The sequence below is a fragment of the Luminiphilus sp. nBUS_16 genome (genome assembly GCF_051201645.1).
In the GTDB taxonomy this organism is placed as follows: domain Bacteria; phylum Pseudomonadota; class Gammaproteobacteria; order Pseudomonadales; family Halieaceae; genus Luminiphilus.
Genome location: NZ_CP179205.1, coordinates 2,699,591 through 2,722,115, shown reverse-complemented (window position 1 = coordinate 2,722,115; position 22,525 = coordinate 2,699,591). Strand labels below are relative to the sequence as shown.

Below are 22,525 nucleotides of genomic sequence, written 5' to 3'. Positions count from 1 at the left end.
GGTGTCTTCGGCTTCAGCCTAGATAGTGTTCCAGGATCCCACGATTGGCAAACAGCGCCTTAATCGCGGCGTTTTCGCTTGCTCCTAGGCGCTGAAGCTCATCCTGCACATGAAGTCTCGCCACATTTAAACGTTTCTGAGTGCGTGCCCTTGTCGCACCAAAGCCGTAATCGAACGCGTAATATTTTTCCCCGGCAAGGCCAGCTGCAATATTGGCCGGTGCCGACTGATAGTAGCTGCCTTGGAGGTAGTCCAGCACGACGGGCAAGCTGTCCGGTACCTGGTCATCGGCGGGCCAGAGCGGGAGCTTGCTTTGCCAACTGTCAAAAAAGCGTTCTGTATATTTCAACAACATGTCACGGTGTTCTCCCAGCCAGCTTCTCGGTTCTGGATCACAGATAAAGTGCGCTTTACTGGCTCCCGCCAATGCAAAATCGGCAAGACAAGGCCTGTCACCCAGTAGGAACGGGTTGCTGGAAAAGTGCTGCGCTAAAGCGTGCAACATTCTCTTGAAATCGCTTTTTACGGCAACAGCCTGATCAGGCCCCACACCATTGATTTCGCAAACCCCTCTGCCAAAGCTCTCGAACATCATTGGCCCTATTGGGCCGAGTTGCTCCAGCTCTACCTCAGAAAATGGCACATCAATAGACCTATCAAGCATCATATTGGCCCCGAAACGAGGGCCGACCCAGGCTACGTTACTGGGATAGCACCAGCGAGAGTGCACGCAAACCCGGCCTAACCAGTGATTGAAGGCGTCTTCTAAAATGAAGCAGCAGGCACGCTGCAGTGGTGTTTCAGGGATAACCTCGCGCTCTCTGAAGCGCTCGTTGAGCATTGGTCCTATGGAAATGGTGTCGTGAATCAACCACTTGTCAGGGGTCATCAGTAAAGGGACAAAGTGAGTGCCCGCTTTTGCTTCTAAGGCGGTCCTGCGCTCTTCGGTTTTAAACAAATAATGCCAGGGTATCTGCTGGAATCGCAGCTGGGCTTCCAGCTTGCGCGTAAAAAAGCTCATTTCGCTGCCGATCAGTTTATAGTCGCCTCTGTACATGGCGCACTCCCTTCTTTTGCGGTCGCGTGTCAGTGTGGCTGTCGGAAATAGTGCATGGGCAAGTTACATAATGGCAGTATATATGTCAATATATACCCTAGGATCACACGCAGAATAGACTGACAAACTCAGTGAAGACCATGTGAGGGTGAATATGACGCAACAGCAACCAATTCGTTTAGTCGGGGACACAGGCTCCCCCTATACCCAAAAAATGTTGGCGCTCTTGCGCTACCGTCGCCTGTCTTACGCAATTACATGGGGACAGCCCGAGCAGGTGTGCGATGCATTGGGGGTTGAGAAACCCAGACCAGGCCTTCTGCCTACCTTCCTGTTTGAGGAAGAGAACGGACTTCGTGCCGTAACCGACTCTACGCCGATTATCCGCCGCCTAGAGAAAATGGTTTCCAGTCGCTCGGTACTGCCTGACGACCCAGCACTAGCGTTTATTGATTACCTGATTGAGGACTTTGCTGACGAGTGGTGTACCAAGTACATGTTTCACTATCGCTGGTATCCCAAGGTAGATGCGGACAACGCAGGCACACTGTTGCCCTATAGCTTTGACGTAAGTCTGCCCAAAGATGCCCATGACCAGCTCAAACAGTGGGTGGCAGAACGCCAGATTAGTCGTCTTTATGTGGTGGGTTCTAACGACACCACAGCACCGGTGATTGATGCTAGTTATCGACGATTTTTGGCCGCCATGGAAAATCATTTGGCTCATCAGAAATTTATGTTGGGGAACCGCCCTGGCGCAGGAGACTTCGGTCTCTATGGTCAGCTCACCCAGTTGGTGGGTTTTGATCCTACGCCTAGAGCCATTGCCCATGAGGTGTCCCCACGGACGGTAGCTTGGGTTGATCATATGGACGACCAGAGCGGTCATGAGCCGAAGGCACAGGACTGGGTTAAGTTGGGCGATCAACCTGAAAGCTTACGCGACTTGATGCAAGAAATAGGGCGTGTTTATGCCCCGGCTCAGCTGGCCAACGCCCAGGCTGTGCAAGCCGGTGACAAAACATGGGAGTCTGAAATTGATGGCGCTCGCTGGACGCAACAGACGTTCTCTTATCAGGCTAAGTGCCTCGCGTGGACTAACGAGCGTTACCGGGCCTTGAGCGATGTAGACCGTGCCGCTGTTGATAAGCTGCTGCAGGGAACCGGTGTGGAAATGATGCTTTCACTCGCGTGAATAAACACTAATGTATTTGAGGTAAAACATGACCAAAGCAGTGCCTATTAAAAATCGTGTGACGGCAATGACCGGCACGGACTACCCCATCATACAGGCCCCTATGGGCTGGATTGCGCGGGCCCAGCTGGCTTCCGCCGTCAGCAATGCCGGTGGCATGGGGGTTATCGAAACCGCCTCGGGTGAGTTCGACAATATTCGCAACGAGGTTGCAAAAATGCGCGATCTCACCGACAAGCCTTTTGGTATGAACGTTGCGTTGTCTTACGTTAAGGGCACCGACATTGTGGACTTTGTGATTAAGCAAAATATTAAGTTTGTGACCACCTCATCGGGCAGCCCCAATGTTTGTACAACGGCTTTTCAAGAAGCGGGCATCAAAGTGTTTCACGTGGTGCCAACTCTCGATATGGCGCTGAAAGCCATCGACTGTGGTGTGGATGGTCTTGTGGTTGAAGGAGGTGAAGGCGGCGGATTTAAAAATCCGAGCCCGGTGTCGACTATGGTGCTGTTGCCGCTCATTCGTTCGCGAACAGATCTGCCTATTATTGCCGCTGGGGGTATGTGTGACGGCTTGTCTATGGCCGGTGCCTTTGCCATGGGTGCTGAGGGTGTGCAAATGGGAACTCGAATGCTTAGCTGCGCTGACTCGCCGGTGCACGACAATTGGAAGCAGGCCGTGGTTGCGGCAAAAGAGACCGGTACGGTGTTCCTAAACCAGCAATCCCGTCCGGCTTTGCGGGCGTTGCGTACGGAACGGACTACAATGCTAGAGCCCATGGGTGCGTTTAATATTATGGAGCACATGGCGAAGATACCCGATCTCTACTTCGGGGGTGATATGGAGGCGGCGATTCCACTGTCGGGTCAGGTGGCAGGGCGCATTGATGAAGTTAAAAGTGCTGCCGACATCGTGCAGGACACCATCGGAGAATTTTACCAAGTGGTAAGCCGACTGGCTGATAGCTACAACAACTGAGGTTTGTGAGTATGGGATTTGAAGTTAACGAAAAAGTGTCGCTCATCAACGCGCAACTTCAAGCGTTCATGGAGGCTCACATATACCCTCGTGAGCATGACTGGAATACTTGGACACTGAATCAGGACAATCTTTGGCAAACGCCTCCTTGGTTTGACGAACTGCGGGCAAAGGCGAAGGACGAGGGTTTGTGGAATCTGTTCCTACCCCATGAATACCAGCCTTGGAGTCCTGGCCTTACCAACGTTGAGATAGCACCGTTGTTTGAAACTATGAGCAAGGTGACTTGGGCTCAGGCAGTTTTCAACTGCAATGCTCCCGATCGGGGCAATATGGAAGTGCTGGCTAAATACGGCACGCTGGAGCAGCAGGAGCAGTGGCTTAACCCTTTGCTGGCAGGCGAAATTCGCAGTGCTTATGCTATGACAGAGCCCCAGGTAGCGTCATCCGATGCCACCAACATGGAATTGGAAATTAGGCGCGATGGCGATGAATATGTGTTGAACGGCCGCAAGTGGTGGACCACTAATGCGATAAATCCGCGCTGTAAAATTATGTTGGTTATGGGTAAATCTAACCCGGAAAATGACCGTCACCGCCAGCACTCCACGATTTTAGTGCCCAGGGATACCCCCGGGGTAAAGCTGGTTCGAGAATTACGAGTGTTCGACAATCTGCACTCCCCCGGTGGTGAGGCCGAGCTTCTATTCGATAACGTTCGGGTGCCGTTAAGCAATATGATTAAAGGCGAGGGCTGCGGTTTTGAAATTGCTCAGGGCCGTCTTGGGCCTGGTCGATTTCAGTATGCGATGGGGCTGGTGGGTTTGGCGCAACGCTGCCTTGAGTTGATGTGCGCCCGAGCAGACGAGCGGGTAGCTTTTGGCGAAAAGCTGATTAAAAAGACCAGCGTGCAACACGAGATTGCCCGCTGTCGTTGTGACATTGAGCAGGCTCGACTGCTAACGTTACAGGCTGCCCACGTCATGGATACTCAGGGCATGGAAGCGGCGAGGCCCTATATCTCCATGGTCAAAATTGTGGCACCCAATATGGCGCAGCAGGTGGCTGATCGGGCCATGCAGGTGTATGGCGGTATGGGGGTTTGTCAGGACACCTTGATTCCTGAAGTGTTTACCTTGGCGAGGTTTTCCCGAATTGCCGATGGCCCCGATGAGGTGCACATGTCTCAGCTGGGCAAAATGACGGCTCGAGAGCTAAACGGCTAGTCGGTTAGAAAGTGATCTAGGTGCTCGGCATCGCTTTGGGCGAATAAAGATACCGGCGCGGCGTCGATTTCTGTGGCGGTAGGGAACGTGAAGTACCGGCCTCGGCCTTGCTGGGGTTTTGAGGTGAGTGGTATCCCAGATTTGAGTTGCGTAATGGCCTCAATCACGTTTCGACTGCCCTCGCGGTATAAGTTCAAGACATTCCACAAATAGGACTGATCAAATTGCGCGGGGGTTTGTGACTTGGCTATGACAGGCCCCCTGTCGATGTCAGCATTCTCGATGGTGTGAAGGGTGGTTCCGATGGTTATTTCGCGATGACAAAGGGCCCTAAACGCAGACATCACACCTTGGTAGTCGGGTAAAAGCCCTGAGTGTAAATTGAGCATGGCCAACTTGGGCACGGCGATGGCCGGCGCCTGAAGAATGGACATGTGCCGTATGCTCACGACGACATCAGGCTTCGTGGCAGCGTATCGGGAAAAGTCGTCGGTATTGATTGCATTCAAGGCGATAGCACCCAGTTGTTGGAAGCTCATTAAGTTTGACGTTGCCTCTAGCGCCTTGACCTCAAATTCACCGAGTTGCTTAAGGGCCGGGCACAAATCTGAGATTGATTTTTGGGTGTAAAAAATTTGAATGTTGTGTGCCGTGCAGGCGGGCACAATGCGATTTAGCGCCAGCAACGCCGGCAGATCGTAGTTCACCAAAAAGACGAGGTTCATGATTTTCCTTGCGTTACCCAAGTCGATGATTTCAAGGGCCCTGTCATGTCGGAACGCTTAGCGGCTTCCTTCATGTCAACCTCTCGCCCTAGCGTTCTTCCCGCGAAGCCAAGGCCTGAGCAGTTTACCGGTCATACGTTGATGCAGTACACGGCAGAATCCGTCATGCTGCGGTTCAAACCTTGAGTTTGGATTGCTGTTTTCCAGCAACTCAATTGCTCAATTAGGAATCTAAAACCTCCGTGAAAAGGCAATTTTTTGGTGGAAACGCCAAAGGCCGCTGACGCTGCGGGTGCACCGGATACAACGATTAAAGCGCGTCTCATTTAAAGGGGCAATTCAGACGTCTCCTTGATGACCTCCATGACAAAGCTGGCGGTGACATCGTAAAGATCAGCTTTTATTAATTCTTGATAGAGCTTGTCGTAACCCGACATGCCCTGCACTAGAGCTTTGATAAGGTAGTCGACGTCGCCCCCCATCCGGTAGACCTCGAGCACTCCCGGAATGTCCTCGACCGTTGCGCGAAAATTTTTTGCCCAGGGCTCATTGTGCTGATTGGTGCGAACTGAAATGAATACAGTGAGGTCTAGCCCAAGTGCGTTGGCGTTCAAAAGGGTGACCTTGCCGCGAATTACGCCGCGCTCCTCTAGCTTTTGAATTCTGCGCCAACAGGCAGACTTAGAAATACTCACCTTGTCGGCGAGATCTCCAACTGACAGCGAGGCATCGACTTGAAGGTAGGAAAGGATAGATCGGTCTGTCTTGTCCATAATTTCGCCGTCCGTATCGTTTTTACAGGATAATTAAAATATTAAACCATAAAAATGCTATTTAAAGAGACTGTGTTTCGATTTTTGCGCGAACCTTGCTTAAATTGGGCACAATGTTTTTCCCGATTCAGTTTAGTCTTAACGCATTCAAGCAATGAGATTGAGCTGTGAGCCAGTTGATAGAACTAATACGTCACTCGGTCATTGGTGCCGACCGCGAAATTACAACGCCCTTTGGTCAGAAGCCGCTGATTTACGCAGACTACACGGCCTCTGGACGGGCGCTAGGTTTCATTGAGGATTTCATTAGAGACCGAGTGCTCCCCTGGTATGCCAACACCCATACAGAAACGTCCTTTACCGGCGCGCAGACAACGGCGCTCAGGGAACAGGCTCGGGAAGAGATTCGTAAGGCTGTTAAGGGCACTAAAGAGGATCAGATTATATTTTGTGGCTCGGGAGCCACGGCTGCCATAAACAAAATAATCGATATATTGGGTCTGCGGCTGCCCCACGATTTGGCCAGTCGTTACTCGCTGCTGAGCGCTATTCCGGCCCAAGAGAGACCGGTGGTTTTTATTGGCCCCTATGAGCACCACTCCAATGAATTGCCCTGGCGCGAGAGTATTGCTGACGTCGAAGCAATTCCGTTGGATGATGAGGGCCAAATAAGCCTTTTGGCTCTGGAAGCAGCGCTGCATAAGTATCGCGACCGAGCATTGAAGATTGGAAGCTTCTCTGCCGCTTCGAACGTAACGGGTATAAAAAGTGATGTGAAGGCAGTCACCCGTCTGCTCAAGCGCCAGGGTGCTCTAGCTTTTTGGGATTACGCTGCGGCGGCGCCCTATGTTGATATCGACATGAATGGTTCAGCCGATGAGGGAGAGCCAGCGATTTTGGATGCGGCCTTCATTTCACCCCACAAATTCATTGGCGGTCCGGGTACTCCTGGCGTATTGGTCGCCAAACGTAGCATTTTGAAAAATACCATTCCTGCGGTTGTGGGTGGTGGCACGGTGAAGTACGTGACGCCCGAGGATCATCGCTACCTCGAAGATCACGAGCGCCGAGAGGAGGGAGGTACACCGGGCATCGTAGAGTCCATTCGTGCGGGGCTGGTGTTCAAGCTACAGCAAGATGTTGGCACCGCCGTAATTGAGAAGGTTGAGCAGCAATACGCAGAGCGGGCGATGGAATTTTTTGGCAATTGCCCGAATCTAGAGATACTGGGAAATACCCAAGCACCGCGCTTGTCTATTATTTCAATGCGCTTTAAACACGGCGAGAAAGACCTGCACTACGGATTTGTGGTTTCTCTGTTGAATGACCTGTTTGGCATTCAAGTGCGTGGTGGTTGTTCATGCGCAGGCCCCTACGGCCACAGTTTATTGGGTATGAACATGGCTTATAGTCGGGCGATTGAGGCTGAAATCGAGCGAGGTGCAATAGTATTAAGGCCAGGCTGGGTGCGACTCAACTTCAATTATTTTATCGATGAGGCTGAGTTCAGCTACCTGCTGCAGGCCATTGCTATTGTGGCAGAGTATGGCTGGCGTATGCTGCCCTGGTACCACTTCGATGAAGGTGCTGGGGTCTGGGGGTATGCGGGTAGTAGCGGACAGTTGGTGAGCAGTCTATCTGGGGTCAGTTTTTTAGAAATGGTTGGCGAAGCCAAAAATGATGCAGGGCTTTCTGTCCCCCTCGAAGGCGTTTTGGATGATGCCCGGCGCGAGATACTTTCCCATAAGCCCGCAGAAAGCGCTTCTTCTCTGGTGCTTTCTGATTCGGCTGAAAGACTGCGCTGGTTTGCTGTACCCAGGGCGGCCGCATAGTTTTAAAGTCTGTTGATTTTGGCTGCAGTTTCAACAACGTCGGTGCGAGCCTTATCCTGAATGTGAGGGCAGTCTCCCGTCGACAAGCCTTTTTTTGCTTGCTTGCAGACGCCTTGCCGGGCTACTGGAGCAAGACATAATCCTCAGGACCGGTCAGAGTTTCAGGCCACGAATAGGCAAGCCGACGGCTTCATAACACCGGTCAATCACCGTCATCTGGGCAACGGCATCGTCGCCATCCGTCCAAAGAGATTCGCCTGTTTCAATTGCCGCGATAAAGGCATCGAGCTGATAAGCATAGGTAGGCCTGCGATCAACACGTTGATGGGTTATTTTTTTCCCCACGTGGAGGGTTATAAGGTGACCCAACTGTGGTGCAATGACGTTGTTGACGCGCATTTCCCCGAGACTTCCCCTGACTGTGACTTCTGCCTTAAACGATGCCGAGGCCCGCATATCTGCCGAGGTGGTGATGGCGATGTTGCCGGCTTCCATTTTTGTTTCTAGAAAAAGGTCAACTTGCGGTGGGCCAACTTCAGCTGTCGCCGAAATAACGGTCGGTTCAGTGTCAGTTAAATGCCGAACCCAGGAGATCGGATAGCAGCCTATATCCATCGTGACGCCCCCGCCCAAGTGGTAGTTCATTCGAATATCACTTGGATCGGTGACTGGCGTGTGAAAGGCAGCATCGATGGATGAAATAGTACCCAGCGTGCCACTGGCAACAATGTTTTTCATTCGAGCGAATAAAGGGTGGTAGCGATAGTGGAATGCATCCATTAGCACCAACCCTTGATCTTTAGCCCGCTGATTCATTTCTCGCGCCTCTTTCGCGTTACAAGCAAGGGACTTTTCGCACAGGACATGTTTGCCTGCCTGTAAGGCCGCCATGGTCCACGGATGGTGGGCAGGAATATGAAGTGGAATGTACACAGCATTGATCTTTGCGTGGTTAATAACATCAAGGTAGCTGTCGCACACGGTGTCTATGTGATGGGCGGCCGCAAAGGTATTGGCTCTATGCCTGTCCCGTGCCGCAATAACACGGATATTGGCCAGAGGTTCATTTATGCATGGATAGATCAGTGCCTCTGGGGTTATCCGGGCCGCGCCTAGTACGCCAAATTGAATCATCTGTTGGTCTTCTTTCTCATTAAGTGCTTGGGTTATGTGTGCTGTGCAGGCTCGTGCCAGTGTACGCAATGTCTCAAAAATAACTCGAAGAATTAAGGCGGTTCCTTTTAGGTGCCTTTGCTGAGCTACTGCTCCCTAAATGAAGTAGAGGATAGAGTAAGCGAAAATAAAAGCGCTATCTGGAGCAAACCTCCCATGGGTTACACAGCAGGCCTAAAAGGTGGCTGAAAGCCCGATCGTCGTCCTCCTTGAAATCTTATTGAGGTTAGTTGTCGACCAGTTTGCATAGGTTCACAGATGTGACCTCGTGCCTGTGGGTGAATGCGGGCAGGCCTACTGGGCCTAGCGGCAGTACATAGTGTCGACTCCAGCAACATAAGATTGAGTGGCCTTTACATGTCATATGACATGTAATAGATTGCGAAGGGCCTTAGCTGAAGAGTGCTATCAATATTCATCACGAAACTGGGCTTCCACTCGAAGAATTTCTGGGGCGCTGTGGAGGTTGCCATCCCCACGAGAGCATCGTTTTTGTGTGGCAGTAGGCGGTAGAAAAGGAACTTACAATGACCCAATCAAATAAAGACAAAGTGCAAGCCATGTTTGATGCAATGGCTGCCGGTGACTTCGAACTTATGAAATCGTATTTGCATGCTGAGGTTTTTGTGACCGAGGCAGATTGCCTACCTTACGCCGGAGTGCATAGGGGACCTGATGGTTATATGCGGTTAGTCGATAAAGTATTGAGCACTTGGGATGACCTCCAGCTTTCTGTCAGTGCCATGGCTGAAGTTGGCGATATGGTCATGGTGATTTCTGAGTTTGCCGGTAAAAATAAGACTGGCGTCCCTTTCAATATGCCTATGACGGAAGTATTTCATTTTAAGGATGGAAAAATCAGCGAAGTCAGGCCCTACTATTTCGATACACACAAATTGGCTGAGCTAAGCATTCAATAAAACCGTTAGCAGAGACCCGCCGGCTCATGTCGGACAACACTAAATGAGGCGGTGGCAGGAAAGTTGCTGCCGCCACTCAGGTTTTTGATCCAAAGCGGATGCTCGATCAGCACTGATAACCTCAAAATTGTTGCACCTGTTTAGCAGCTAGGCGTCTGAAGTGCTTGGGCAGGTACGAGGAGGTTCTTAGTGGCATGTATGCCAATACGGCGCGTGGTTTGGTCTCGCAAGATCGCGTTACTGAAGGAACCAATACGAGGGAAATGATGGCTTATTCCAGATGGTCAAAATCAAGGGTTGCCGTAGCTTTACTAGTTACCGGCTCTATTGCGCTGTTTTCAAATCAGATGTGGGCCGATGCTGTCAGTGACCCGATACTACCCATTACGATACATAAGCATTTTCTCGAGGGGCAGGGGCTTGTTGTCACCGAAGCCGAGTCTGACGAGGCAATATCAACGGAAGGCACTATAAACAGCAGCTCCCATTTGTTTTTCGAGGGAAAAATATCGGCCTATGTATTTGATGTCGATCCTGGAAGAGTGCGTATCGATGGGCTGCCCTATGATGAATATATCCATATTTTAAAGGGGCGCTTAATTTTGAGCCCAGATAATAGTGCCGAGGTCGAATACAAAGTCGGCGATTCCCTGATCTTACCTGCGGGGTACACCGGTTACTGGACGATGCCTGAAAGGTATCGTGAATTTGTAATTATCAATACCGTATCTGAGCCATAGAGGGGCGGTAGCTAGGGGTTCACTTCAACCACTGACCGCGTAGCTTCAAAGTGGGTGTTTGCCGTGTAGCCTTTTTGACGATACGAAAAATAGGCCACGTGTCGGGTGTTATCCGACTGGTTGCCCAGGCCGCGATGCAATAAGCGATCATCAAAGATTAGACATGAGCCCGCCACCATAGCCTGAGCGCAAGCCTCGGGTATTTCAGTTTCAGTATCCCCAACCAGAGTCTCGGGTGCTGTGCCCTCATGCTGGTAGATAAGTTCTTTGAGCACCAGAGACGGATTGCTTAAATGATTGCTCAGAAAGTGGGAGCCCCGAGCACACTCGGTCGGCCCCATGGTCAACGGGATATCGTGTAAGGCGACTAATACGTTGATGGCGTGTGCTGGCAGGTGCTCCCTAGAATCGTGCGGGGAATCTGTGTGCCAATACTGTGCCGGGCTACCGGGGTCAGAAGACACTACACCGCTGAAGAGGTGCTCGGCATCTTCACCCAGTATTGCGCTGATAAGCCCCCACCAGGGCAGGTCCCGATCAACCACGCCAAACTGCTGCGGCGTTATTGGAACATCCCAGCGTCCCGGAGAGCGCTGGACAATTTCGTCGTAGCCAGCCGCACTGCCAATACCTATGTCTTTTGTCCCTAGCGCTGAGCGCATTGCCTGTAATCTCTCGCGGGATACGGCCAAAAGAGTCGCGACCGTCTCTGCGTCCAAGACGGGAGGCAATAGCAAAAACCCATCAGATTCTAGGCGTTGTACTTGCTCGGCCGGTGTGGCGCCGCCATTGTTAGATAGGTCAGATCGCGATTTTGACAATTTAAAGCCTCGTGTTTTAAGTAGTCAGGATCTAGCGCCCATAATCTCCGGCCGTCTGTCGGAGTATAAACGAGATAAATGGCGAAATAGAGAGCAACTCACTCGCGTCTCTCAGATCGAAGCCAAGACCATATAGAACTTTAAAGAGGGATGGTAGCTACGGGTGGACTTGAACCACCGACCCCAGCATTATGAATGCTGTGCTCTAACCAGCTGAGCTACGTAGCCACAAAGGGTGTGTTGCGAGGAGCGCGATTTTCTACAACTGCTGCCTCCAAGTCAACCGGTACCAATTACTAAACGTTGAATCGGAAGTGAATGACGTCGCCGTCGGCCAGGATGTACTCCTTACCCTCAAGGCGCCAGCGTCCGGCATCTTTCGCGCCTTGTTCCCCTTTATGCGCGATGAAGTCGTCATAACCAATCACTTCAGCGCGAATAAAACCTTTCTGGAAATCCGTATGGATAACGCCAGCACCCTGTGGAGCTGTGGCGCCAACTGGTACGGTCCAGGCTCTGACCTCTTTGGGCCCAGCGGTGAAGTAGGTTTGTAAATTGAGAAGCTTGTAGCCGGCACGAATGACCCGATTAAGCCCGGGTTCTTCCATGCCCATTTCAGCCAGAAAATCCTGCTTCTCGTCGTCTTCGAGTTCAATGATTTCTGATTCTAGCTTGTTACATATGGCAACGACCTCAGCGCCTTCGGCGGCGGCGATGCTCTGCACGGTATCGAGGTGAGGGTTATTCTCAAACCCGTCCTCTGCCACGTTGGCAATATATAGGGTGGGCTTAGTGGTTAGCAGATGAAGGGTGCTCAGAAGGGCTTGCTCGTTGTCGTCTAATGTCAGCGCTCTAATAGGCTGGGCTTCATTAAGCTGTGGCAACAGTTTGTCCTCTAACAACTGCTTCATGGCGATTGATTCTTTATCGCCGCCTTTCGCTGTACGAGTCACCTTAGTTAGCTGTTTTTCGCAAGACTCTAGGTCGGCGAGTGCAAGCTCTGTATTGATGATCTCTATGTCCGATGTAGGGTCTATTTTATTGGCCACGTGAATCACGTTGTCATCTTCGAAGCAGCGCACGACGTGAGCAATGGCATCAGTCTCGCGGATATTGGCCAAAAACTGATTACCTAAGCCTTCTCCCTTGGAGGCGCCAGCTACAAGACCTGCAATGTCGACAAACTCCATGGTGGCTGCAATCTCGCGTTCGGGGTTGATCAAAGCTGCAATACTGTGCTGCCTAGGATCGGGAATAGGCACCACACCCGCGTTAGGCTCAATGGTGCAAAACGGGAAGTTTTCCGCGTCAATACCGGCCTCGGTGAGCGCATTGAACAGCGTGGATTTGCCCACATTAGGCAGTCCAACAATGCCACATTTAATACCCATGTTTTTTCCTTTATCCGGTAACTACAGCGTTAAAAATTGGGTGGTTGGGAGCTATCAACACTGTGCAATTGTGTCATGGCCTTGACCGCGTCGCCCGCTAAAAGCAGTGGCAAGCTAGCTACGGCTTCATCAACAATAGCGTCGATAGCCTGTCGATCGGCTTTACTGGGTTTAGCCAAGACATAATTTGAGACCTCACTCGCGCGTCCCGGATGCCCAATACCTACTCTTAAGCGGTGAAACTCCCGGTTGCCGCCAAGGGCAGGAATAATGTCACGTAAGCCGTTGTGGCCACCGTGTCCACCGCCCTGCTTGAAGCGTGCTGTACCCGGAGCAATGTCCAGTTCATCGTGGGCAACCAAAATAGCTTCCGGCGCAATACGATAGAAATTTGCCAGCGCAGCCACAGCTAAACCGCTCTTATTCATAAACGTACTGGGACGCAATAGCCGCAGGTCATGTCCTGCAAAGCTTACGCGGGCAGTGTCGCCATGAAACTTACTCTCTGGCGTTAGTGCCGAGCTGCATTGGCGGGCCAGTTCCTCTACGAAAAAGGCACCCGCATTATGACGGGTGCCTTCGTAGGATTTGCCGGGGTTACCGAGCCCAACGATGAGCTGGATGGCCAGCAAAGGATCGACTCACTCTTCCGCTGCGGGCTCCTCGCCCTCAGCTTCGGTATCGTCAGCATCATCTTCTTCAGTTTTACTACCTCTAGGTGCGATAACCGACGCAATAGCAAGGTCATGGTCTTCGCCCAAAGCCAATGCCGTCGACTCTACACCCGCTGGCAGTGTGACGTCGGACAGGTGCACGATCTGACCCAATTCAACGGCAGTCATATCAACTTCGATGTAGTCAGGAATATCACCTGGCAAACACTGAACCTCTATGTCGGTAGCCTGGTGCTGCACCATGCCGCCGCCCATCTTGACACCTTCACAGACATCTTCATTGGTGAAGTGTAGAGGTACGTTAACCTTAATCGCTTTATCGGCTTGCACGCGAAAAAAATCGACGTGCATAGGGAAGCCCTTAGCGGGATGGCGTTGAACATCCTTGAGAATGGCCGTCTCCACATTGCCATCAACGTTAACGTTGAGTACTGAGGCGTAAAACGTTTCCTGCTCCATCATTTTTTCCAAATCCTTGCGGATCAGGCTAATGCTAATGGCTGCGGCTTCACCGCCGTAAACGACACCAGGCACTTTTCCTTCAAGTCGACGTAGGCGGCGGCTCGCACCTTTCCCTTCGTCAACCCGAACCTGGGCTTGTACTTCGAAAGAATCAGACATGGTCTGTCTCCTTTGTGTTCATCACGTTACCTGCGACCGGTGCGGCGATGAGTGGGTTAACACCGTTCAACGATTACTCGTCAAACAGTGCGCTAATGGATTCTTCGTTGCTGACCCGACGAATAGACTCTGCGAGGAGATCACTGATCGTGAGCTGGCGAATATTGAGTGCCTTGGCTTCGTCCGACAGTGGAATGCTATCGGTAACCACGAGTTCGTCTAATTCTGAATTGCGGATGTTTTCTAAAGCTTTGCCCGAGAGTACAGCGTGGGTGCAGTAGGCAACAACTTTAACAGCGCCGCGCTCCTTAAGGGCCTTAGCCGCGCTGCATAAGGTGCCTGCGGTATCTACCATGTCATCAACCATGATGCAGGTGCGGCCTTCGACGTCACCAATAAGGTTCATGACTTGGGCTTCATTAGCTCGTGGCCGGCGTTTATCAATGATCGCGAGTTCGGCGTCATCGAGTTGTTTGGCGATGGCCCTTGCTCGAACAACACCACCAATGTCCGGAGACACGACCACCAAATTTTCGTATTTACAGCGTGTAATGTCGTGGTTCAACACTGAAGAGGCGTAAACGTTGTCAACGGCACAGGTGAAGAAGCCCTGTATTTGCTCTGCGTGAAGGTCCACGGTTAATACGCGGTCCACGCCCACTGCGGCCATCATGTCGGCGATCACCTTGGCCGAAATAGGCACTCGCGCTGAGCGTACGCGCCTGTCCTGACGAGCATAGCCAAAGTACGGTACTACCGCGGTGATACGACCCGCAGAGGCTCTGCGCAAAGCGTCGATCATCAAAACCAGTTCGATCAAGTTGTCGTTGGTGGGCTGGCAGGTGCTTTGAATGACAAAGACATCCTTACCTCGAACATTTTCATTAAGTTCGACCGTAATCTCGCCGTCAGAAAACTTACTGACCTGTGCGGCGCCAAGTGTCAGGTACAGACGATCGGCCACTTGATGGGCTAGCTCGGGGTTTGCGTTTCCCGTAAAGACCATAATCTTAGATGACATGATCGACGCCTCGTTTTCCTGCAACTTCGGTTAGATGGCTGGGGTGGCAGGATTCGAACCTGCGAATGGCGGGATCAAAACCCGCTGCCTTGCCACTTGGCGACACCCCAATAAACGTTAGTCGTGCTCTGCAACAAATTGAGGCCTATGGTTAATGCCTCTCGCTACCACCGGAGCCAGTGACTCCGGTACTTTTGCCGCGATGGCTAGGGCCTGTGCTTGTGTCTCCACTTGGGCGAACACGCAGGCTCCGCTGCCAGTCATCATTGCAGGCGCTGAATTACTTAGTAATTTCAACGCGTTACGCACCTCGGGATGACGTATTTCAACGACGGGTTGTAAGTCGTTGTGCACGCACCCCTTGAAAGCGGCCGACATTGTGATCGGCGCTGTGTTCCTTGTCAATTCTGCCGCGTTAAAGATATCTGCAGTGCTCACATGACAGTCGGGTCTGAGAATGACAAACCAGTCTTCGGGTAGCGACATAGGCGTTAATATTTCGCCGATACCCTCGCCCCACGCACTGCGGCCTAAAACGAAAACTGGCACGTCGGCGCCTAGCTTCAGGCTCATTACAGCGAGTGTTTCCGCGCTGTGTCCTAGCGCAAACAGGTGGTTTAGCGCCAGCAAAGTGGTTGCGGCGTTGGAGCTGCCACCCCCTAAGCCTCCGCCCATAGGGATGCTTTTTTTGATGCTAATGCGTACCCCGTCCATACTTTGGTTTTCAGGCATCAAAAGGTTTGCGGCTCGCAGTATCAGATTTTCGGCGGGTGGTACCCCTTTAAAGTCAGTTTCTAAAGTGCAGCCGGGGGTATTTTGTCGCTCAAAGGTCATTGCATCGCCCCAATCTAACAGCTGAAAGACGGTTTGCAGGTTGTGACGACCGTCATCACGTCTTCCCGTGACATGCAGAAATAGATTGAGCTTGGCCGGTGACAGGCAGGTCAGGGATGTGATCATTGATGTGTGGTCTCAAAATCCCATGACAAAACGACGAGTCGAACTGATAAGTCGTCGCGATAGGCCTCGATCTTACGGGGTACCTGCCAACCCTCGATAACTTGCCATTGGGTAATTTCAACCGCCCAGCCAGCTGGGCTGTCGGGGTACCCTAAAAGCCAAGCACTGACCGAGTCTAGGGGGAGGAGGGCCACAATAGACTGCGCGTCCTCATTCAAGCGTAGCGAGCCTAGGGGTTCTCGCCTGCCCTCATTTAGCCAAAACAAATGATCGCCCTCTCGCTGTAAATCTAGCGGGCTGGTGCCCAGAGGGCCGCTCAAACGGATGCGGTCGTGAGTGATCCCGGGATGAGACCAGGCTAAATTAACGGTGCTGCTATTTTGATCTTTCTGGGTCACAGCAGCCTTGCCTTGCAAGGACCAACCAATGTGATCCCGGGCCGGTCTCTGCGCGATGGGGTCAGGGTGAGTGGGTTTGCTCGCACAGCCGCTAAGCATAAGTGCCATCGCTACCATAGCACTGGCAAATTTTAGCCCTCGTTTAGTCAACAGGGGCTTCTTCCAGCAACACACCTAAGCGCTCGAGTGCTTGTGTCACGTGGGTGGCATCTGGCTGTTGTTCAAGTGATGCTCGCCAAATGGCCAGTGCGTCTTGCTCTTTTCCTGAAACCCAAAGCACCTCACCAAGATGAGCGGCCACCTCAGCGTCAGGGAAACGCGCGTAAGCCTCTTTCAGTAAATCAGCGGCTTGAAGAAAGCGCCCCAATTTGAAGTAAACCCAGCCCAGGCTGTCTAAAATAGCGGGCTCACCGGGAGACAACTGGAGCGCCTTTTCGATTAAATCAGCGGCCTCTTCATAGCGGTTGGTGTGCACGGTTAGCGTATAGCCCAGTGCGTTGAGTGTTGTGGCGTTGTTCGGCTTAAACACCAAAATAGCGCGCAGGTCATTTTCCATACCCGCAATATCGCCCAGCACTTCAAAGGTCATGGCTCGGCCGTAAAGCAGTGAGACAGATTCGGGAAACAAGTCTAGGGCCTCTGTGTAGACTTCAATCGCCAGCTCTTTCTCGTCGATCTCTCCAAGAAGCTCGGCTTCCAAGCCGTAAAGCTGTTCTGCTTGCCCCGGATGATTTGCTCGTGACTGTCTAAAACCTTCTTGAAAATCACGAGTGTCGCCTGCGTTTAGGCGCAGCTCTGCCCCGCGGCGAGTTGCATCAAAAAACTCCCTGCTGGGCCCTACTTGATCGTAAGAACTTATGGCATCGGCGTCTTCGCCGCGATCCTCATAAACTCGGCCCAAATAATATTGTGCCTCGTCTGGGCGCTGTCCGAGATCAACCAGTGCTTGGAGATTCGCAATTGCCGCGTCCAACTGTTTTGCTTCAATTTCTATGAGTGCCAGAGAAAATAAATAATCACCATTTCTGGGTGAGAGCATTAATAGTGCTGAGAACTGCTCGCGAGCCTCATCGTATCGCTCGGTACTCGCTAGTAAGCGCGCGAACTGCAAGCGCATAGCCTCATCATCGGGAACTCGCTTCAATGCCGCGCGTAGCCGCTTAAACGGTTTAGAGGCATCTTGGTCCAGCTTAATTTGTGTCCATAGCAAAAGTGCCCGCTCTTCATTGGGGCTTGCAATTAAAACCGGGTCAAGTGTCTCCAGCGCAGCATCAGGTTTATTTTGTGCTCGGTATAAATAGGCGAGCGCAATCGCGATGTCCTGATCTTCGGGCCAGTCAGCGGCGAGGGCTTCAATGGCTTCAGCGGTGGCTCTTTGCCGAGTAGGTTCTAACTTGTCCCAAGACACCATAAGAGCTGGAGCGTTGATTCGCGCGCCGCGCTCCTTGGCTGTCCTCGCAAATGTCAGGGCGCGCTCAGGCTGTCCTGCGCGTATCAGCAAGCCCATAGCCGTTACGGCTGCAGCGCCGTCATTGCCGTCCTGATTGGTGAGTCTCATGGATAGCACAAGGGCGTGACGGTCGTTTTTTTGAAACTCTGCCAGTCTCAGCGCCCGGCGGGTCAACTCCGGATCCTGGAGTTGCATGGCCTCACGGGTCAGTATTTCTAAAGCTTCGTCGAGGCGTCGCTGGCGCAGGAGAAACTCGGCCTGCAGTAGCGGATAAAGGCTGGCGGCTGGAATCGGTGTTTCGGGAAGAGGCTCGAGTTCGACGACCTCGTTTGCTTTGGCCAATGCCGATTCTTCCGAAGGCGCTTGTGACGTCGGGTTGGGGGCTGTCGCTGTTGCAGGCGCTGTTGATTGACAGGCAGTGAGGGTCACAAGGAACCCAAGCTGCATCGCAAAAATGTAAATTTTATTCATCATGTCCCAATGATGACACAGCCGCGAGATCAAACCCATTAACGGGGCATCTTTATAAGCAGCAGAGTCCACGTATTCTGCTATTATGGCGACCCCAAATGAGAAAACTTTGCGCTCTGTGTTTCAAGAACTTATAGCGGTTGGCATTAATCACGATTCAGCGACTCTCGATGTCAGAGAGCGGGTTTCTTTTGCCCCGGAAAACATTGCCAACGCTTTGGGAAGTGCCCTCGCGACAGCACCCATTACCGAAGTGGTCATTCTGTCGACGTGCAACAGAACCGAGATATACGGCGTGGTTCCCACCTCTGGAGATCCGCTTGGTGCCAGTGAGGCGCTGGTGACTTGGGTTACCGAGCATCACGGTTTGCCCGCTGAGGCTCTATCGACCTGCACTTATCGACATCATGGAAAGCAGGCTTTGACGCACCTTGTCCGCGTTGCTGCGGGCCTGAATTCCATGGTGCTGGGGGAGCCCCAAATTTTTGGGCAGCTCAAATCGGCCTTTGCCGTAGCTGAGGAGGCCGGTGCGGTTGGCAGCCGGTTACAACGCTTGTTTCCTGAGGCCTTTAGAATTGCGAAGAAGGTAAGAACGGATACAGCAATTGGGGAGAACCCGGTATCCGTAGCCTATGCCTCAGTCGATTTAGCGGGGCACATTTTTTCCAATCTGTCCAAGCGCACGGCGTTGTTGCTCGGGGCAGGTGAAACTATCGAGTTGGTGGCACGGCACCTTTGCGATGCGGGCTTAGGCAACTTAATTATTGCGAATCGGACACTGGCACGGGCCGAATCGTTGGCACAGCAGTTTGATGCCAGCGCAGTCATGTTAGCCGACGTCCCTGACAGGCTTCCCGAGGCAGATATCGTCATCAGCTCAACGGCGAGCCAACTGCCGATATTGGGAAAAGGCGCGGTTGAGCGCGCGCTGCGCCAGCGGCACTATCGGCCGATGCTACTGATTGATCTTGCCGTGCCTCGAGATATTGAGCCCGAGGTATCCGAACTCTCAGATATCTATTTATATTCTGTCGATGACTTGAAAGATGTCATTGCTGAAAATTTGAGGCTGCGGGCGAGTGAAGCCAATAAAGCCGATGGCATCATTCATGAGGGTGTGGTCGGTGTCGAGGAAGATTTTCGGGGCCGGCAATCCGCCGACGTGGTGCGCACATTCCGCGAATCAGCGTTGGCAATACAAGAGGTTGAGTTGGCCAAGGCCATAAAATCGGTAGAGCGGGGTGAGACCCCGGAAGATGTTATACGACGGTTAGCTCGAGACTTAACCAACAAGCTGATTCATGCGCCGACCGCTGGCTTGCGTCAGATAGCACGGGAGGGGGATGACGGGCAGGTGACTCGCGCTAAAGCGTTGTTGGGGCTTAACGAAACGGCGTCTTCTGAAGACGAAAACCCCACCCTTCAGTGAAGAGTTCTTTAACCGCTAAGTTAGCCAGCCTCGTTGATCGGCACGAGGAAGTGGCAGCGCTACTGGGCGATCCAGAAACCGCTGAGGACACGAATCTATTTCGCGAGCTCTCGCGAGAATATTCGCAGCTTGATGAAGTTGTTGTGGCTTTTACTGCCTACCGTAGCGCATCAGCGGACGTTGAGGCGGCCCAAGAAATGCTCTCTGATTCTGATCCCGAGCTGCGCGAAATGGCGGCGGATGAGCTTGCCGTTTCGACGGAGCTGGTGGATAAGATTGAGGCAGATTTACAGGTGCTGTTGCTGCCTAGGGATAAGCGCGACAGTAACAACGTCTATCTCGAAATTAGAGCGGGCACAGGGGGTGACGAGGCAGCCATTTTCTCAGGAGATCTGTTTCGCATGTATAGCCGCTACGCCGAAAGTAAGGGTTGGCGACTTGAAACGATCTCTGACCGCGCTGGCGATCATGGCGGGTTCAAGGAGATTATTTCTCGGGTTGTCGGGGAAGATGTGTACGCTCACCTGAAGTTTGAGTCGGGTGCCCATCGGGTTCAACGGGTTCCTGAAACCGAGTCGCAAGGACGAATTCATACGTCGGCTTGCACGGTCGCCGTAATGGCGGAGCCCGATGACGTTGAAGCGATTGATATTCGAAAGGAAGATCTGCGCATCGATACATTCCGGTCTTCCGGGGCCGGTGGTCAACACGTCAACACCACTGATTCTGCGGTGCGGATAACGCATTTGCCGACTGGCGTCGTGGTGGAGTGTCAAGATGAGCGCTCCCAGCATAAAAACCGCGCCCGGGCCATGTCGCTATTGTCTGCTCGCCTGCTGACCGCCGCCGAAGAAAAAGCGCACAGTGAGCAGGCCGCAGAGCGTCGTGACCTTGTCGGCAGTGGTGACCGGTCAGAACGTATTAGGACCTACAACTTTCCTCAGGGCCGTGTGACCGATCATCGGATCAATCTAACGCTTTACAAGCTTGATGAGATCGTCCAAGGCCAGCTTGATGCACTGGTGCAACCGCTACGGACCGAGCACCAGGCCGATTTGTTGGCTGCCCTCGGTTCGGCGGAGTGACCACGCTTCAGACTCTGGTCAGAGAGGCGCAGCTGCCTCGCAAGGAGTCAGAACTACTACTTTTCCACGCTTTCGAATGTGATCGCAGCTGGTTGTATGCCCATGGCGACGATTCGGTTACCGAGTCTAGGGCGGCGCATTTTTTAGGCTTGGTGGAGAGACGGCAGGCCGGTGAACCCTTGGCTTATATTTTAGGCCAATGGGAGTTTTGGTCTTTGCCGCTAAAGATTACTCCCGATGTGCTCATCCCAAGAGTGGACACAGAACTGCTGGTCCAGTGGGCGGCGAGATTGCTGAAAGCGCGTTCACACCAGCGCTGTCTGGATTTGGGCACGGGCAGCGGTGCCGTCGCTCTAGCGGTTAAACATGAATGTCCTCGTAGCGAGGTGACCGCTGTCGATTTGAGCGCGGCTGCTTTGGGCGTAGCGCGCGCCAACGGAAAGCAACTGAGCTTGGACGTGGAGTGGTTACTTGGGTCTTGGTTCGAGCCAATACTGGCACGCCGCTTCGATCTTATCGTAGCAAATCCACCCTATATTCGGGAAGACGATGCCCACCTGCATCAGGGCGATCTTCCTGCAGAGCCTAAGATGGCGCTAACATCCGGTATTGATGGTTTGCAGGCGCTTCAACAGTTAGCCGCCGATGGGCAAGCGGCACTCGAGCCCGGTGGCTGGATGTTGTTAGAGCACGGTTGGGATCAGGGCCCCGATGTTCGAAATCTTCTTGTGACCCAGGGTTGGCAAGGGGTTGAAACACGGCGCGATCTCGCCGGGCGTGAGCGAGTGACGGGGGGTTATCGGCCTTTATGAACGACAGCGAGCTTGAACGATATTCCCGACAATTGTTGGTCCCGGGCTTTGAGCTAGAGGGCCAAGAGCGTTTGGGTGCCGCTTCGGTGCTCATTGTTGGCTGCGGTGGGTTGGGCGCCTTGGCTGCTCAATACCTTGCCGCAGCGGGTGTAGGCCGCTTGGTCCTAGTCGACGCCGATCGTATTGAGTCGAGCAATTTGCCGCGCCAAATAGCCTATACCGAGGCCGACGTTGGGCGGTTTAAAGCTGAGGTTTTAGCCCAGCGCTTGCATCAAATGAATGGCGCAGTTGATGTGCAGTGCCATCCGGTATTTTTTGATGAAACCTCTGGTGCTGACTTGCTGGCCGCTGTCGATGTTGTGGTAGATGGAACAGACAACCATGCTGCGAGATTACTGATTGATCGCCTCACAGCCGACAGAGGGCTGCCCTGGTTCATGGGGGCTGCAGTGCAAATGGCCGGTCAAAACATCGCTTTTACAGGGTCGCGTAAAGAGGGTTGCTACCATTGTTTCGCCCCTCAACAGGTGGGCTCAGACGCTGCTAGCTGCGGTACCCTTGGCATTTTAGGGCCGGTTGTGGCGACGGTTGCCCTTCGTCAGGTTTTGGATGTTCTGGGGGCTCTAACCGACGTTGCTAAGGTTCCCTGGGGAATGCTTCGCCAATACGACTTCAGAGCCGACACGACAGCGTCACTGCCTTTGCCCAAACAAGCTGGCTGTGTTGTGTGCGATGCTGATTTAAAGCCCCGATTGCAGTAGCGTCCGTGACA

General features: G+C 52.7%; 22 protein-coding genes and 2 tRNA genes. 10 read left to right on the top strand and 14 right to left on the bottom strand.

The genetic code is table 11. From position 1 onward, the window contains the following. Positions 1-13 precede the first annotated feature (13 nt). Positions 14-1,057, bottom strand: a complete 1,044-nt coding sequence (locus ACMAY6_RS12160) for a glutathione binding-like protein (protein ID WP_435212186.1) — start codon at positions 1,055-1,057, stop codon at positions 14-16. A 154-nt stretch (positions 1,058-1,211) separates the two neighbouring features. Between ACMAY6_RS12160 and ACMAY6_RS12155 the strand changes: the two genes are divergently transcribed. The 3 genes from ACMAY6_RS12155 to ACMAY6_RS12145 are packed head-to-tail and all read left to right on the top strand — an operon-like array spanning position 1,212 to position 4,457. Beyond that, positions 1,212-2,252 carry a glutathione S-transferase family protein gene (locus ACMAY6_RS12155; RefSeq protein WP_435212185.1) on the top strand — a complete coding sequence of 347 codons (1,041 nt, stop codon included), beginning with the start codon at positions 1,212-1,214 and terminating at the stop codon, positions 2,250-2,252. A 28-nt stretch (positions 2,253-2,280) separates the two neighbouring features. Then, positions 2,281-3,231 (top strand): NAD(P)H-dependent flavin oxidoreductase, encoded by a 951-nt coding sequence (locus ACMAY6_RS12150; protein WP_007236428.1) that lies wholly within the window; start codon positions 2,281-2,283, stop codon positions 3,229-3,231. Between the two features lie 11 nt (positions 3,232-3,242). Then, positions 3,243-4,457, top strand: coding sequence for an acyl-CoA dehydrogenase family protein (locus tag ACMAY6_RS12145; RefSeq protein WP_435212183.1), 1,215 nt, complete (start codon positions 3,243-3,245; stop codon positions 4,455-4,457). Here the strand turns inward: ACMAY6_RS12145 and ACMAY6_RS12140 are convergent. After that, positions 4,454-5,182 carry a formyl transferase gene (locus ACMAY6_RS12140; RefSeq protein ID WP_435212182.1) on the bottom strand — a complete coding sequence of 243 codons (729 nt, stop codon included), beginning with the start codon at positions 5,180-5,182 and terminating at the stop codon, positions 4,454-4,456. The genes ACMAY6_RS12145 and ACMAY6_RS12140 overlap by 4 nt on opposite strands. Positions 5,183-5,508: 326 nt before the next feature. After that, positions 5,509-5,955: an Lrp/AsnC family transcriptional regulator gene (locus ACMAY6_RS12135; RefSeq protein WP_435212181.1), complete on the bottom strand. Its 447-nt coding sequence runs from the start codon at positions 5,953-5,955 to the stop codon at positions 5,509-5,511. Between the two features lie 167 nt (positions 5,956-6,122). Between ACMAY6_RS12135 and ACMAY6_RS12130 the strand changes: the two genes are divergently transcribed. Then, positions 6,123-7,787, top strand: coding sequence for an aminotransferase class V-fold PLP-dependent enzyme (locus ACMAY6_RS12130; protein ID WP_435212179.1), 1,665 nt, complete (start codon positions 6,123-6,125; stop codon positions 7,785-7,787). Positions 7,788-7,940: 153 nt separating this feature from the next. Here the strand turns inward: ACMAY6_RS12130 and ACMAY6_RS12125 are convergent, their stop codons facing one another. Beyond that, entirely contained in the window at positions 7,941-8,921 is a 981-nt protein-coding gene (locus ACMAY6_RS12125; RefSeq protein ID WP_435212177.1) for a Gfo/Idh/MocA family protein, read from the bottom strand. A gap of 566 nt (positions 8,922-9,487) precedes the next feature. On the opposite strand from ACMAY6_RS12125, the gene ACMAY6_RS12120 reads away from it, so the two are divergent. Continuing rightward, positions 9,488-9,880: a nuclear transport factor 2 family protein gene (locus ACMAY6_RS12120; protein ID WP_435212175.1), complete on the top strand. Its 393-nt coding sequence runs from the start codon at positions 9,488-9,490 to the stop codon at positions 9,878-9,880. A 164-nt stretch (positions 9,881-10,044) separates the two neighbouring features. Beyond that, complete coding sequence (locus tag ACMAY6_RS12115) at positions 10,045-10,620, top strand: cupin domain-containing protein (protein WP_435212173.1); 576 nt, start codon at positions 10,045-10,047, stop codon at positions 10,618-10,620. Between the two features lie 11 nt (positions 10,621-10,631). On the opposite strand, the gene ACMAY6_RS12110 is transcribed toward ACMAY6_RS12115, so the two are convergent. From ACMAY6_RS12110 to ACMAY6_RS12065, 10 genes are all read right to left on the bottom strand, one after another. After that, on the bottom strand, positions 10,632-11,441 hold the full coding sequence (locus tag ACMAY6_RS12110) for a phytanoyl-CoA dioxygenase family protein (protein ID WP_435212171.1): 810 nt from the start codon (positions 11,439-11,441) through the stop codon (positions 10,632-10,634). 151 nt (positions 11,442-11,592) lie between these two features. Beyond that, a tRNA-Met gene (locus ACMAY6_RS12105) sits at positions 11,593-11,669 on the bottom strand. 68 nt (positions 11,670-11,737) lie between these two features. After that, positions 11,738-12,832 carry a redox-regulated ATPase YchF gene (gene ychF / locus ACMAY6_RS12100; RefSeq protein WP_435212169.1) on the bottom strand — a complete coding sequence of 365 codons (1,095 nt, stop codon included), beginning with the start codon at positions 12,830-12,832 and terminating at the stop codon, positions 11,738-11,740. Positions 12,833-12,861: 29 nt separating this feature from the next. Next, positions 12,862-13,464 (bottom strand): aminoacyl-tRNA hydrolase, encoded by a 603-nt coding sequence (gene pth, locus ACMAY6_RS12095; protein WP_435212167.1) that lies wholly within the window; start codon positions 13,462-13,464, stop codon positions 12,862-12,864. Positions 13,465-13,473: 9 nt separating this feature from the next. Then, positions 13,474-14,127 carry a 50S ribosomal protein L25/general stress protein Ctc gene (locus tag ACMAY6_RS12090; RefSeq protein WP_435212166.1) on the bottom strand — a complete coding sequence of 218 codons (654 nt, stop codon included), beginning with the start codon at positions 14,125-14,127 and terminating at the stop codon, positions 13,474-13,476. Between the two features lie 73 nt (positions 14,128-14,200). After that, complete coding sequence (locus tag ACMAY6_RS12085; protein WP_435216021.1) at positions 14,201-15,133, bottom strand: ribose-phosphate pyrophosphokinase; 933 nt, start codon at positions 15,131-15,133, stop codon at positions 14,201-14,203. A gap of 50 nt (positions 15,134-15,183) precedes the next feature. Continuing rightward, a tRNA-Gln gene (locus ACMAY6_RS12080) sits at positions 15,184-15,258 on the bottom strand. Between the two features lie 7 nt (positions 15,259-15,265). Next, a complete protein-coding gene (gene ispE, locus ACMAY6_RS12075) occupies positions 15,266-16,108 on the bottom strand; it encodes a 4-(cytidine 5'-diphospho)-2-C-methyl-D-erythritol kinase (protein ID WP_435212165.1) in 843 nt (280 codons plus the stop codon). After that, positions 16,105-16,605: a lipoprotein insertase outer membrane protein LolB gene (locus tag ACMAY6_RS12070; protein ID WP_435216019.1), complete on the bottom strand. Its 501-nt coding sequence runs from the start codon at positions 16,603-16,605 to the stop codon at positions 16,105-16,107. The genes ispE and ACMAY6_RS12070 overlap by 4 nt, the downstream gene beginning before the upstream one ends. A gap of 43 nt (positions 16,606-16,648) precedes the next feature. Beyond that, the gene (locus ACMAY6_RS12065; RefSeq protein WP_435212163.1) at positions 16,649-18,499 is read right to left on the bottom strand and encodes a tetratricopeptide repeat protein; all 1,851 of its coding nucleotides are present in this window, start codon (positions 18,497-18,499) and stop codon (positions 16,649-16,651) included. Between the two features lie 46 nt (positions 18,500-18,545). On the opposite strand from ACMAY6_RS12065, the gene hemA reads away from it, so the two are divergent. Genes hemA through ACMAY6_RS12045 form a run of 4 tightly spaced genes read left to right on the top strand, consistent with a single transcriptional unit; the run spans position 18,546 to position 22,514 of the window. Beyond that, complete coding sequence (gene hemA / locus ACMAY6_RS12060) at positions 18,546-19,856, top strand: glutamyl-tRNA reductase (protein WP_435216017.1); 1,311 nt, start codon at positions 18,546-18,548, stop codon at positions 19,854-19,856. After that, positions 19,853-20,941, top strand: a complete 1,089-nt coding sequence (gene prfA, locus ACMAY6_RS12055) for a peptide chain release factor 1 (protein WP_435212161.1) — start codon at positions 19,853-19,855, stop codon at positions 20,939-20,941. Before hemA ends, prfA begins: the two co-directional genes overlap by 4 nt. After that, positions 20,938-21,753 (top strand): peptide chain release factor N(5)-glutamine methyltransferase, encoded by an 816-nt coding sequence (gene prmC / locus ACMAY6_RS12050; RefSeq protein WP_435212159.1) that lies wholly within the window; start codon positions 20,938-20,940, stop codon positions 21,751-21,753. Before prfA ends, prmC begins: the two co-directional genes overlap by 4 nt. Beyond that, positions 21,750-22,514: a HesA/MoeB/ThiF family protein gene (locus tag ACMAY6_RS12045; RefSeq protein ID WP_435212157.1), complete on the top strand. Its 765-nt coding sequence runs from the start codon at positions 21,750-21,752 to the stop codon at positions 22,512-22,514. Before prmC ends, ACMAY6_RS12045 begins: the two co-directional genes overlap by 4 nt. Positions 22,515-22,525 lie beyond the last annotated feature (11 nt).